Here is a 13,901-nt window from a genome sequence, read left to right as displayed (position 1 = left end):
GCCAGCAGGAAGTACATGGCACGCAGACCCATGATGGCGAAGATGTTGGAGGTCAGCACGATGAAGGGATCCGTGGTCACCGCGAAGATGGCCGGGATACTGTCCACCGCGAAGATGAGGTCGCTCACCTCCACCAGCACCAGAATGAGCAGCAGCGGGGTGGCATAGCGCACACCGTCACGCCAGACGAAGAACTTCTCCCCTTCCAGGGTCTCGGTCACCTTGAAGCGACGGCGCATCCAGCCCAGCAACGGGTTATTGGCGAGATCCGGCTCCTTGTCGGCCGCCCACAGCATTTTGGCACCGGTCAGCAGCAGGAAAGCGCCGAACAGATAGAGGATCCAGTGGAACTGCTCGATGAGCCAGCTGCCCGCGAACACCATACCGGCACGCATCACGATGGCACCCAGTACCCCGTACAGCAGCACCCGGCGCTGCAGCTCGGCCGGAATGGCAAAGTAGCCGAACAGCATCAGCCAGACGAAGACGTTATCCACTGCCAGCGCTTTCTCGATGAGGTAGCCGGTGAGGAACTCCAGTCCCTTCTGGTTGGCAATCTCACGGCCCGCGCTGTGATCGAGCCAGAGCCAGATGGCCAGGTTGAACAAGAGCGCCACGCTGACCCAGATGAGGGACCAGACACCCGCCTCTTTGAGAGATACCTTGTGTGACTTGCCGCCACCAACAAAGCGTATGTCTATCCATAACAGGACCAACACTATGCTGAAGAAACCGGTCCACATCCACCATTCACCCATTTTCACTTCTCCCAAAAACGACAAAACCCACGACCGAGAGGCAGTGGGTTTGCGTTTGGAGCAGATACACCTTGCCTCTCGGCAAGGTCTCACTTACAGCTGATTTTCATCAACTGCCCAGCTGCCGGGTGCACTGCAGGATATGGGTGCACCGTAATGACGACAAACCGGCGAGAAGTTACTCCCCTTGTTGCGCGGATAGTAGCAGCGGTAAAAGATAACGCCAAGAGGCATCTTCACTACCGCCAGAAATAAATCGGGGCCCCATCAAGGAGCCCCGCAAACGGGTTCAACACATCCCCATCAGAGCGGGTCGACCTTGAGGCAGGAGACCGCGTGATCGAAGTTCCCCTCCAGCACGGGGCGGGTCTTGGCGCACTCGGGGCCAGCCACCGGGCAGCGGGTGCGGAACACGCAACCGGACGGCGGGTTCATCGGTGAGGGCAAGTCCCCCTCCAGGATCTGGATCACCTTGTTGCGCTCCAGCTCAGGGTCCGGGATCGGCACCGCTGACATCAGCGCCTTAGTGTAGGGATGCAGCGGGTTGGCGAAGATCTCCTTGCGAGTCCCCAGCTCGACGGCGTTGCCCAGATACATCACCAGCACCCGATCGGAGATATGCTTGACCACCGACAGGTCGTGGGCGATGAAGATGAGCGACAGCCCCATCTCCTTTTGCAGGGATTTGAGCAGGTTGACCACCTGCGCCTGAATGGATACGTCAAGCGCCGAGACCGGCTCGTCACAGATGATCATCTTGGGCTCGAGGATCAGTGCCCGGGCAATCCCGATCCGCTGGCACTGGCCGCCGGAGAACTCGTGCGGATAGCGGTTGACCAGGTTGGGCAACAACCCCACCTTGCTCATCATGGCGCGCACCTTCTCCTTCACCTCTTCCCGTGGCAGGTTGGGATAGAAGGTGATGAGCGGCTCGGCGATGATGTCGCCAATAGTCATGCGCGGGTTCAGAGAAGCCAGCGGATCCTGGAAAATCATCTGGATCTCTTTGCGCTTCTCGCGCAGGGCATTCTGATCTAGCTTGGTAAGGTCGTCACCCAGCCACACCACCTTGCCATCGGTGGCCGGTACCAGACCGATGATGGCGCGGGCAAAGGTCGATTTGCCGCAGCCGGATTCACCCACCACGCCGAGGGTTTCCCCTTCGTAGAGGCGCAGGGTCACGCCATCGACCGCCTTCAAATCGGATGGCTTGGCCCAAGGCCACGCCTTGCCACTCTTGATACTGAAGTGGACCTTGAGGTCAGACACTTCCAACAGCAATTTTTTGTCGGCACCCATTTAGTTGGCCCCCTTGTTCATGGCATCCGAAACCCAGTGGCAAGCGCGCTCCCGACCGTCGTTGAACGGGGTCAGGATCGGTGACTGCTGGCCGCAAATCTCGCTCACACGGTGGCAACGCTCCTGGAAGGGGCAGCCGGTGGGCAGACGCAGCAGGTTGGGCGGATTGCCCGGGATGGTGGGCAGCACTTCCCCTTCGGTATCGAGGCGGGGAATGGCGCGCAGCAGGCCTTCGGTGTAGGGGTGGCTCGGGCGATAGAAGATATCGTCTACCTTGCCGTACTCCATGGTACGACCAGCATACATCACCAGCACCTTGTTGCAGATACCGGCGACCACGCCAAGGTCATGGGTGATCATGATGATGGCGGTGTTGAACTCGCGCTTGAGCTCGTTCATCAGAGTCATGATCTGGGCCTGAACGGTCACGTCGAGTGCGGTAGTCGGTTCGTCGGCGATCAGCAGTTGCGGCCGGCAGAGCAGTGCCATGGCGATCATCACCCGCTGACGCATGCCGCCGGAGAACTCGTGGGGATACATGCCCATCCGCTTGCGTGCTTCAGGAATTTTGACCGCATCGAGCATCCGTACCGACTCTTCGAACGCTTCCGCCTTGCTCACCCCTTTGTGCAGCATCAGCACTTCCATCAGCTGATCCTGCACCTTCATGTAGGGGTTCAGCGAGGTCATGGGGTCCTGGAAGATCATGGCGATCTTCTCGGAGCGGATCTTGTTGAGCTTGGACTCCGGCAGGTTGAGGATCTCCTCCCCCTGAAACTTGGCGGAACCGGTAATAATGCCATTTTTGGCCAGCAGCCCCATGATGGCAAAGGCCGTCTGGGATTTGCCGGAGCCGGACTCGCCGACGATCCCCAGGGTTTCACCCGCAGCGAGGGAGAAGTTGAGGTCGTTGACCGCCACCACATTGCCGTCCGGGGTCTTGAACTCGACCCGCAGATCTTTCACATCCAGTAACTTCATATAAAAACTCCTTCTCGATCTTTCGTGACGTTTTCCTGTCGATCCGAGGCGCTATTAACGATCTTTCGGATCGAGGGCGTCACGCAGACCATCCCCGAGGAAGTTGAAGCAAAACAGGGTCACCACCATGAAACCGGCGGGGAACAGGAGTTGCCAGATGGCCACTTCCATCGACTTGGAGCCTTCATCCAGCAAAGCACCCCAGCTGGTCATGGGCTCTTGCACGCCCAGGCCAAGGAAGCTCAGGAAGGATTCGAACATGATCATCCCGGGCACCAGCAGGGTGGCGTAGACCGCCACGATCCCCAGCACGTTGGGTACGATGTGACGGGTGATGATCTTCCACTTGGAGACGCCGCAGACGTGAGCCGCCTCGATAAACTCCTTGCTCTTGAGGCTGAGGGTCTGGCCTCGCACGATCCGCGCCATGTCGAGCCAGCTAACCGCGCCGATGGCGATGAAAATGAGCGCCAGGTTGCGGCCGAAGAAGGTCACCAGCATGATCACGAAGAACATGAAGGGGAAGGCGTTGAGGATCTCAAGGACCCGCATCATCAGGCTGTCGACCCGCCCGCCGATAAAGCCGGAGGCAGCGCCATACAGAGTGCCGATGATGACCGCCACCATGGCCCCCATGATGCCGACCATCAGGGAGATGCGACCGCCCAGCAGGGTGCGCACGAACAGATCGCGCCCCAGACTGTCGGTACCGAAGTAGTGACCCGCTTCCATATCCGGCGGCGACTGCATGGCCCCCCAGTCCGGATCGTCAAAGGTGTATTGGGACAGATGAGGGCCGACGATGACCGCCAGACCGATGATGGTCAGGATAATCAGGCTGGTCAGAGCAGCCTTGTTGCGCAGGAAACGGCGACGGGCATCCTTCCACAGGGAGCGCCCCTCCACCACCTCTACTTTTTGCGCGAACGCCTCGACGGCATCCCGTTTTTCAGTTGAAACAACCATGATGAACTCCCGAATTAGTAACGGATCTTGGGATCGATGAAGGCGTAGAGAATATCGACCACAGCGTTAAAGGTGATGGTGAGGGCGCCGACCAGAATGGTCAGACCGAGCACCATGGAGTAATCACGGTTAAGGGCACCGTTGACGAACAGCTGACCGATCCCCGGCAGGCCGAAGATGGTCTCGATCACCACGGAACCTGTGATGATGCCGACAAAAGCCGGGCCCAGATAGGAGACCACCGGCAGCATGGCCGGACGCAGCGCGTGTTTCAGGATGATATGGCGCAGCGGCAAGCCCTTGGCACGGGCGGTACGGATAAAGTTGGAGTTCATGGTCTCGATCATGCTGCCCCGCATGATCCGCGAGATAGCGGAGATGTAGTACATCATCATGCCGAACACAGGCAGCACCATAAACTGGATGCCACCACCCTGCCAGCCACCGGCAGGGAACCAGCCCAGATGAATACTGAAAAACAGCACCAGCAAGGGCGCCAGCACAAAGCCCGGGATCACCACCCCGGCCATGGCCGACGACATCAGCAGATAGTCGATAATGGTGTTCTGTTTCAGTGCCGCTATGGTGCCGAAGGTGACCCCCAGCAACACGGCGAAGAAGAAGGCCGTGGTCCCGATCTTGGCGGAGACAGGCAACGCCTGACTCACCAAATCATTGACGGTGAAATCCTTGTATTTGAAAGAGGGCCCCAAATCACCCTGTACCAGGTTGCCCAGGTAAGTGAGATATTGCATGCCGATCGGCTTGTCGAGGCCGTATTTGGCTTCGATGTTGGCCATTACTTCGGGGGGGAGTGAACGTTCGCTGGTAAAGGGGTTACCCGGGGCGAAACGCATCATGAAGAAAGAGACGGTGATCAAGACCAGCAGAGTCGGGATCGCTTCCAATAGCCGTTTAAAAATGAATTTCAACATAGACATTTCCTGTCCTGTACTGCTTCCAAAAGGTCGCGGTTGTAATAAAGGCCCGCCGTCTGGCGGGCCCTGCTTGTTATGCGACTTGTTGCTTTAAATCAGTGAGCAATGATGTACATATCTTTGCTGTAGAGGTTATCCAGCGGGTTGCTTGGGTAACCCCCAACATAAGCTTTGACCATCCGAGGTTGAACATATTGGTATATCGGGATGATCGGCATGTCCTTGGCCAGGATCTCTTCCGCCTGGACATAGAGCTTGTTGCGAGCGTCCGCATCAACCTGATCACGAGAATCAGTCATCAACTTGTCAAACACCGGATTGGAGTACTTGCCATCGTTGTTGCCGTGAGTGGTCTGCATCAGATCCAGCATGGATGAGGCTTCATTGTAGTCGGCGCTCCAGCCGGCACGACCCACGTCAAACTGTCCCTGCTTCTTGGTTTCGAGGTAAGTTTTCCACTCCTGGTTCACCAAGCTGACCTCTGCACCCAGTTTTTTCCACATGGAGGCAACGGCCACAGCTACTTTCTTGTGGTTGTCATCGGTGTTGTAGAGCAGCTCGAACTTCAGCGGCTTGCTGGCATCGAAACCTGCCTCTTCAAGCAGCGCCTTGGCCTTGGCGTCACGTTCAGCCTGGGTCATTTTTGACCACTCCGGAGCAACCGGTTTAAAACCATCAACATAGTCAGGCGTCAACCCATATGCGGGTTTTTGCCCTTGTCCCATGACTTTATCTGCAATCACGTCACGATTGACAGCATAAGAGAGAGCAGTTCGCACTCGCACGTCATCAAACGGCTTTTTCTTGATGTTGAACTGGTAGTAATAAGTAGAAACCAGACCTTCAACCTTCAGATCCGCGGGATAATCTTTCTTCAACTGCTTAAAGCGTTCGATCGGCACATTCCATGTCATGTCGATCTCACCAGCCAAAAAGCGATTTAGCTCCGCGTTGGTGGACTGGATCGGAAGATAGGTAACCTTGTTGATCACCGTTTTCGCATCATTCCAATAGTTTTTATTACGCTCCAAACCAATTCGCTCATTAACAACCCACTCCTTCAATACGTAGGCACCATTACCTACCATATTGCCCGGCTGGGTCCATTTTTCACCATACTTCTCGATCACCTTCTTCGGTACCGGATAAGTGGTGGTATGAGAGAGCATGGTTACGAAATAAGGGATGGCCTTCTCGAGCTGAACTTCGAAGGTGTAGTCGTCGGTCGCCTTCACACCCAGCGTATCAGCCGGCTTCTTGCCAGCAATGATCTCTGTAGCATTGGCAATAGTTGGCATCTCCAGATACCAGGAGTAAGGAGAGGCTGTCTTGGGGTCAACTGCACGTTGGAAAGCATATACAAAGTCATGTGCGGTGACCGGTTCACCGTTGGACCACTTGGCATCTTTGCGCAGGTGGAAGACGTAGTGCTTGTTATCCTTGGTTTCCCAAGACTCTGCGACACCAGGAACAACTTCCCCTTTCGAACCGGATGTCACGAGACCTTCAAACAGGTCGCGCAAAATTGCAGACTCAGGCGTTCCTTCAACTTTCTGTGGGTCCAAGGTCGCAGGCTCGGAACCGTTGCCTTTTACCAACTGCTGGACATCCGCCAGCTTGGTTCCCGCTGGGACATCGGCAGCCTGAGCCACATTGACGCCACCAAACAGTGCAGCCATCAGCAATGTGTTAATCATTGTTTTTTTATGAGTCATTTCCCTACTCCAACAAGAACATTCCATGCGTTTTTTAAAGTGACGGTGATAAAACCCGCTCCCAGCATAATTCCCTGCCAATTCTGATAATGCAACAGATATTGTTAGGGTAACTGTCATTTCCTGGTTAAAAAATCAGCTAATGTGCGTTTTTTCAGTATTAAAACACCAGCAACTCGCTCATTTTTCACACAAACGACCGATTCTAGAAAAGACAGGGTAAAAAGCAACCAATAAAAAGCCGGTCACGAGGACCGGCTTTCATAAAGTGGAGCTGGCTCACATCAGACTGGGGAAAACGCCCTTGATACCGGCCACCATGATCTCGATACCCAGCGACATCATGATAAGGCCCATGATACGGGTCACCACGTTGATACCGGTGTTACCCATGATCTTGAACAGCAGCGGTGCGGCGCGGAAGATAAGCCAGGAGCAGAAGGAGAAGACCACGACAACCACTGACATGCCAAGCAGTTGCTGCCAGTGGCTCTGGCTGGCATAGACAATCACCGAGGAAATGGCACCGGGGCCTGCCATCAATGGAAGTGCCAGCGGAACCACGGCGATAGACTCGCGCACCGCCAGTTCACCCTTCTCCTGTTTGTTGTGCTTCACCTCGCCCAGCTTGCCCTGCAGCATTGACCAGGCAATCAGGGTAATCAGCGACCCACCGGCGATCCGGAACGACGCCAGCGAAATACCAAACCCATCGAGGATCAGTTGCCCCATATACATGGAGACCAGCAAGATCACCATCACCGCGATATTGGCGGTGGTGTTGGTTTTCATCCGCTCGGCCTGGGTATGGTGGCTGGTCAGGCTGACAAAGACTGGCAGCAGACCAAGCGGGTTAATGATTGCGAACAAACCGACAAAAAACTTCAGATACAACGAGACGTCAATTGCTGCCATAGGCGCCTTCCAATAGAGTTTCGGGCCCAGCGGGCCAGTCCATTAATTTCGTGCGTAAATTTACATCATAGCCAGAGCGGGCACCAATCAAATAATCTCACCATTTTGAGGGTTTTTTAGTTAGTTCATCTAATGCATCCACGCTAACTGGCATAAACCGATGCCAAAAGCCCTTTCTACCGCCCGACACGCGTTAGAAAAGTGAGTGCAAGTCTACTTAATCATGACCAGAGAGTCCGACGGTGACTGACCGAATGACCAAGCGACTCGAGAGAATCCAAGCTTTGCCTTTCCACTATTTCAGGCTATGCATCACTTCACTGACTCGGCAAGAGAGCCACAATGCAAAAACCGGGAAAGCGGGCAGAAATGGCGTCCTCGGGGAATAAAGCGGATTAGTCATGGATTAAAACAACAATCATTCTCGCAACAAATGCAGAAATAAAGCGCGTTTGCCGATGATTTTGAAACCTATCTACTCATATTTACTAACTAATAGCGCCAAATTGGTGCTGCAACCAGATGAAGAGGAATAATTAACCGCTTGATAAATGTGGTTTATTGCCCTGCATTAACAGGCCTCTTACCTTTCCCTTTGGTGTACATTTCGATAACATCGGTCAAACAAGGATTGTGAAAGAAAATTTCTTTTGTTCTTTTGTTACACATGATCCAGATCAAGTTTTTCTGAGTCGGCCCCGCTCTATAATCGACTCAGAAAGCGATTTAGTAAGGCATGTAAAAACCGTGTTGCAACCATACCGTCTTGACAGGGCGACTATAATTGCCGGGCATTGCCAACGTCTTACTAAACAGTTTTCAAATAATCAGGAGATAAACATGGCAGTAACCAATTTGGCTGAACTGGATGCACTGGTCGCCCGCGTTAAGGAAGCACAGCGTGAATTCGCCAGCTTCTCTCAAGAGCAGGTAGACAAGATCTTCCGTGCCGCCGCCCTGGCCGCCAACAACGCCCGTATCCCCCTGGCCCAGATGGCCGTGGAAGAATCCGGTATGGGTATCATCGAAGACAAGGTTATCAAGAACCACTTCGCCTCCGAATACATCTACAACAAGTACAAAGACGAGAAGACCTGCGGCATTCTGAGCGAAGATGATCAGATGGGTACCATCACCATCGCCGAGCCGGTAGGTATCATCTGTGGTATCGTTCCGACCACCAACCCGACCTCTACTGCGATCTTCAAATCCATGATCGCGCTCAAGACCCGCAACGCCATTATCTTCTCCCCGCACCCCCGTGCCAAAAACTCCACCAATACCGCTGCCAAGCTGGTACTGGATGCCGCTGTTGCCGCTGGTGCACCGAAAGACATCATCGGCTGGATCGACCAACCGTCCGTTGAGCTCTCCAACGCCCTGATGAAGCATGAAGACATCAACCTGATCCTGGCCACCGGTGGCCCGGGCATGGTGAAAGCAGCCTACTCTTCCGGTAAGCCTGCTATCGGTGTGGGTGCCGGTAACGTGCCCATCGTTATCGACGAAACCGCCGACGTGAAGCGTGCCGTTGCCTCCATCCTGATGTCCAAGACTTTCGATAACGGTGTGGTCTGTGCTTCCGAGCAGGCAGTCATCGTTGTTGATGCCATCTACGACCAGGTTAAAGAGCGCTTTGCATCCCACAAGGGCCACGTGCTCTCCAAAGAAGATGCTGACAAGGTACGTAAAGTCATCCTGATCAACGGTGCTCTGAACGCCAACATCGTTGGCCAGCCAGCCACCAAGATTGCCGAGATGGCAGGCGTGACTGTACCGGCTGATACCAAGATCCTGATTGGTGAAGGCGTCAAGCTGTGTGCAGAAGATGAGTTTGCTCACGAGAAATTGTCCCCGCTGCTCGGTATGTTCCGTGCAAGCAGCTTCGAAAACGCCGTTGATATGGCCTGTGACATGGTCAACATCGGTGGTATCGGCCACACCTCAGGTCTGTACACCGACCAGGACCGCAACGCTGACCGCATCAAGTACTTCGGCGACAAGATGAAGACCGCGCGTATCCTGATCAACACTCCGTCTACCCAAGGCGGTATCGGTGACCTGTACAACTTCGCAATGGCACCGTCCCTGACTCTGGGTTGCGGCTCCTGGAGCGGTAACTCCATCTCCGAAAACGTGGGTCCGAAGCACCTGATCAACAAGAAGACAGTCGCAAAACGGGCAGAAAACATGCTGTGGCACAAACTTCCGAAATCCATCTACTTCCGTCGTGGTTCCCTGCCGATCGCTCTGAGCGACCTGGAAGGTAAAAAACGTGCCATGGTCGTGACCGACCGCTTCCTGTTCAACAACGGCTACGCCGATGAACTGGTCAGCCTGCTGAAAGCACAGAATATGGAAGTGGAAGTGTTCTACGAAGTAGAAGCTGACCCGACCCTGGCTGTGGTTCGCAAGGGTGCCGAGATGGCCAACTCCTTCAAACCGGACGTTATCCTGGCGCTGGGCGGTGGTTCACCGATGGATGCTGCCAAGATCATGTGGGTGATGTACGAACACCCGAACACCGCGTTCGAAGATCTGGCCATGCGCTTCATGGACATCCGCAAGCGTATCTACAAGTTCCCGAAAATGGGCGTGAAGGCCGAACTGGTCTGTATCACCACCACTTCCGGTACCGGCTCTGAAGTCACTCCGTTTGCGGTAGTAACCGATGAAGTGTCTGGTCAGAAGTATCCGCTGGCTGACTACGAGCTGACCCCGAACATGGCCATCGTTGATGCCAACCTGGTCATGGGCATGCCGAAGTCCCTGTGTGCATTCGGTGGTATCGATGCCGTGACTCACGCCATGGAAGCCTATGTTTCCGTACTGGCTAACGAGTACTCCGACGGCCAGGCGCTGCAAGCCCTGAAAATGCTGAAAGAGTATCTGCCGTCCAGCTACCAGAACGGTGCCAACGACCCGATCGCTCGCGAGAAGGTGCACAATGCTGCCACTATCGCCGGTATCGCGTTCGCCAACGCCTTCTTGGGTGTGTGCCACTCCATGGCTCACAAACTGGGTGCCGAGTTCCACATTCCGCACGGTCTGGCTAACGCCCTGCTGATCAGCAACGTCATCCGCTACAACGCGAACGACAACCCGACCAAGCAGACTGCGTTCTCCCAGTACGACCGCCCGCAGGCTCGTCGTCGTTACGCCGAAGTCGCTGACCACCTGGGTCTGACTGCTGCCGGTGACCGCACCGCAGCCAAGATCGAGAAGCTGCTGACCTGGCTGGACGAGTTGAAGGCTACCCTGGGTATCCCGGCCTCTATCCGCGAAGCTGGCGTGACTGAAGCTGACTTCCTGGCCAAGGTTGACCAGCTGGCTATCGAAGCTTTCGATGACCAGTGCACTGGCGCCAACCCGCGCTACCCGCTGATCAGCGAGCTGAAGCAGGTTCTGCTGGACTCCTACTACGGTCGTCCGTTCACCGAAGCCGCTCCGGTAACTGCTGCCCCGGTTGAAGCCAAGGTTGAAGGCAAGAAGAAATCCAAGGCCTGATAATCAGTCCTGAAATAACAAGCCCGCGCACTGCGCGGGCTTTTTTTTATCTGCCACTTATTCACTGCTCTCCTCTCTCCAACCGATTGCGCTAGTGCAGCACCTATCTTCCGGACCAACCAACCAACCAACCAACCAACCAACCAACCAACCAACCAACCAACCAACCAACCAACCAACCAACCAACCAACTCGTCCCAGCCAATCCGCTATCGATATCCCAACCTGTGACTCTGTATTGATGGGCCACCTGTGATAACAAGAGCACGTCCCATCACCTCCTCCCCCTACCCGCAACGCAATTACCCTGACGGGCAGATGCGAGCACTGAACCCCATCTATAGAGCTAAAGGAGTGATAAACAGGATAAGCGGAGCCTCGCTAGCGCAACGCAGCAGAACTGCCGACTGGCGTACGTGCAGGGCCAACCGACTGGCAGGGACAGATCAATGATAATTCGCAGAGAAAGCGGGAAAGATTGTCAGGGAAGAGAGTTGTTGCACCGGGTGCTCAACCGACACATCAGCAGTTGCCACGATGCAAAGATAAAAAAATGGCAGCCATCAGGCTGCCATCGGGAGAGCACAATTCAGCGATCAGAGGGTCGCAGCGACTTCATCGGAGATGGAGCCGTTGTGATACACCTCTTGCACGTCGTCCAGATCTTCCAGCATGTCGATCAGACGCATCAGCTTGGGCGCGGTCTCGGCATCCAGCTCCGCTTCGGTGGAGGGGATCATGGTCACTTCGGCGCTCTGGGCCTTGAAGCCGGCAGCTTCCAGACCATCCAGCACGGTACCGAAGTCGTTCGGGGTGGTGTACACCTCGATGGTGCCATCCTCTTCGGTGACCACGTCATCGGCGCCCGCTTCCAGCGCGGCATCCATCAGGGCATCTTCGTCTACGCCCACGAAAGTCAGCAGACCTTTCTTGCTGAACAGATAGGCAACGGAGCCGTCGGTCCCCAGGTTGCCACCGCACTTGCTGAAGGCGTGACGCACTTCGGCTACGGTACGGTTACGGTTATCGGTCAGGCACTCTACCATCACGGCAGAGCCAGCCGGGCCGTAACCTTCGTATACGATGGTCTCGAGCTGTTCGCCATCGCCACCACCAGCGCCACGCTGAATGGCACGGTTGATGGTGTCGCGGGTCATGTTATTGGTCAGGGCGGCAGTCACCGCAGCACGCAGACGCGGGTTGTTGGCCGGATCGGCATCACCCAGACGCGCGGAGGTAGTGATTTCGCGGATCAGTTTGGTGAAGATCTTGCCACGCTTGGCGTCCTGAGCGGCCTTGCGGTGTTTGATGTTGGCCCATTTACTGTGACCTGCCATAGAGACTCTCCGTTATTTTTTAAATGTCAGTAACACTGATCATGACTAACCCAAGGGAAACACAGAGGCCGCACGGCGGCGGCCTCCGGTGCCGGTATCGGCTTACTCGTCGCCCTTGACGGTGGTTGCAATCGCCAGCTCACCCAGTTGGGCGGCATTGGCAAGGCTGGGGGCGTCTGTCATCAGACAGGCGGCCGCGGTCGTTTTCGGGAAGGCGATGACGTCCCGAATGTTTTCGGTGCCGGTCAGCAGCATGCTGAGACGGTCCAGACCGAAGGCCAGACCGGCGTGCGGCGGGGTACCGTACTTCAGGGCATCCAGCAGGAAGCCGAACTTCAGGCGCTGCTCGGCCGGGGTGATACCCAGGATGTCGAACACGGTGGACTGCATCTCGCTGTTGTGGATACGGACAGAGCCACCACCCACTTCGTAGCCGTTGATCACCATGTCGTAGGCGTTGGCGTAAGCACCCACAGGGTTGGCTTTCAGCTCGGCCGGGCTCATGTTGCTCGGCGCGGTGAACGGGTGGTGCATGGCGGCCAGACCACCTTCACCATCTTCCTCGAACATCGGGAAGTCGATGACCCACAGCGGTTTCCAGCTGTTCTCCAGCAGGCCCAGATCGCGACCCACTTTCAGACGCAGGGCGCCCATGGCATCGCAAACCACTTTCTTGCTGTCAGCGCCAAAGAAGATGATGTCGCCGTCGGCTGCGCCGGTACGGGCCAGGATCTCGCGCACGATGGCGTCAGAGAGGAACTTGGCAACCGGAGACTGCACGCCTTCGATACCATTGGCCGCTTCATTGACCTTCATCCAGGCCAGGCCCTTGGCACCGTAGATGCCGACAAACTTGGTGTATTCGTCGATCTGCTTGCGAGAGAGCTCGGCACCGCCCGGGACTTTCAGGGCAGCCACACGGCCTTTCGGATCGTTGGCGGGGCCCGCGAACACGGCGAACTCGACAGTAGTCAGCAGATCAGCCACATCAACCAGCTCCATTGGCAGACGCAGGTCCGGCTTGTCGGAGCCGTAGCGACGCATGGCTTCGTCGAAGGTCATGATCGGGAAGTCGCCCAGATCCACGTTCAGGATGTGCAGCCACAGTTTGCGGATCATCTCTTCCATCACTTCACGCACCTGCGGCGCGGTCATGAAGGAGGTCTCCACGTCGATCTGGGTGAATTCCGGCTGGCGGTCGGCACGCAGGTCTTCGTCACGGAAGCACTTGACGATCTGGTAGTAGCGATCGAAGCCGGACATCATCAGCAACTGCTTGAACAGCTGGGGTGATTGCGGCAGAGCGTAGAACTTGCCCTTGTGCACGCGGCTCGGCACCAGATAGTCACGGGCACCTTCCGGGGTGGCCTTGGTCAGCATCGGGGTCTCGATATCGAGGAAGCCGTGCTCGTCCATGAAGCGGCGTACGAAGGCGCTGGCCTTGGCACGGGTCTTCAGGTACTTGGCCATCTCGGGACGACGCAG

At 55.9% G+C, this 13,901-nt stretch carries 10 protein-coding genes; 1 reads left to right on the top strand and 9 read right to left on the bottom strand.

What is annotated here, in order from left to right; all coding sequences use genetic code 11:
* From G5358_RS17320 to G5358_RS17290, 7 genes are all read right to left on the bottom strand, one after another.
* Positions 1 to 758 (bottom strand): TerC/Alx family metal homeostasis membrane protein (locus tag G5358_RS17320; RefSeq protein ID WP_421324576.1); only part of this gene is annotated, 758 nt, incomplete at its 3' end.
* A gap of 303 nt (positions 759 to 1,061) precedes the next feature.
* Complete coding sequence (gene oppF / locus G5358_RS17315) at positions 1,062 to 2,057, bottom strand: murein tripeptide/oligopeptide ABC transporter ATP binding protein OppF (protein ID WP_005337666.1); 996 nt, start codon at positions 2,055 to 2,057, stop codon at positions 1,062 to 1,064.
* The gene (locus G5358_RS17310) at positions 2,058 to 3,038 is read right to left on the bottom strand and encodes an ABC transporter ATP-binding protein (protein WP_216978443.1); all 981 of its coding nucleotides are present in this window, start codon (positions 3,036 to 3,038) and stop codon (positions 2,058 to 2,060) included.
* Positions 3,039 to 3,092: 54 nt separating this feature from the next.
* Positions 3,093 to 4,004 (bottom strand): oligopeptide ABC transporter permease OppC, encoded by a 912-nt coding sequence (gene oppC / locus G5358_RS17305; protein ID WP_236345225.1) that lies wholly within the window; start codon positions 4,002 to 4,004, stop codon positions 3,093 to 3,095.
* A gap of 14 nt (positions 4,005 to 4,018) precedes the next feature.
* Complete coding sequence (gene oppB, locus G5358_RS17300) at positions 4,019 to 4,939, bottom strand: oligopeptide ABC transporter permease OppB (RefSeq protein ID WP_069555437.1); 921 nt, start codon at positions 4,937 to 4,939, stop codon at positions 4,019 to 4,021.
* 98 nt (positions 4,940 to 5,037) lie between these two features.
* Entirely contained in the window at positions 5,038 to 6,657 is a 1,620-nt protein-coding gene (locus G5358_RS17295; RefSeq protein ID WP_216978442.1) for an ABC transporter substrate-binding protein, read from the bottom strand.
* Positions 6,658 to 6,936: 279 nt separating this feature from the next.
* A complete protein-coding gene (locus G5358_RS17290) occupies positions 6,937 to 7,572 on the bottom strand; it encodes a YchE family NAAT transporter (RefSeq protein WP_005337678.1) in 636 nt (211 codons plus the stop codon).
* Positions 7,573 to 8,412: 840 nt separating this feature from the next.
* Here G5358_RS17290 and adhE point away from each other — a divergent pair.
* The gene (gene adhE, locus G5358_RS17285) at positions 8,413 to 11,079 is read left to right on the top strand and encodes a bifunctional acetaldehyde-CoA/alcohol dehydrogenase (protein WP_019446648.1); all 2,667 of its coding nucleotides are present in this window, start codon (positions 8,413 to 8,415) and stop codon (positions 11,077 to 11,079) included.
* A gap of 596 nt (positions 11,080 to 11,675) precedes the next feature.
* On the opposite strand, the gene G5358_RS17280 is transcribed toward adhE, so the two are convergent.
* Both G5358_RS17280 and aspS read right to left on the bottom strand, forming a co-directional pair.
* Positions 11,676 to 12,416: a YebC/PmpR family DNA-binding transcriptional regulator gene (locus G5358_RS17280; RefSeq protein WP_005337681.1), complete on the bottom strand. Its 741-nt coding sequence runs from the start codon at positions 12,414 to 12,416 to the stop codon at positions 11,676 to 11,678.
* 102 nt (positions 12,417 to 12,518) lie between these two features.
* A partial coding sequence (gene aspS / locus G5358_RS17275; protein WP_421324575.1) for an aspartate--tRNA ligase occupies positions 12,519 to 13,901 on the bottom strand: 1,383 nt, incomplete at its 5' end.

It is taken from the genome of Aeromonas sp. 604176 (assembly GCF_049170755.1).
GTDB classification, from domain to species: domain Bacteria; phylum Pseudomonadota; class Gammaproteobacteria; order Enterobacterales; family Aeromonadaceae; genus Aeromonas; species Aeromonas veronii_A.
This window is presented reverse-complemented; position numbering and strand designations above follow the sequence as displayed.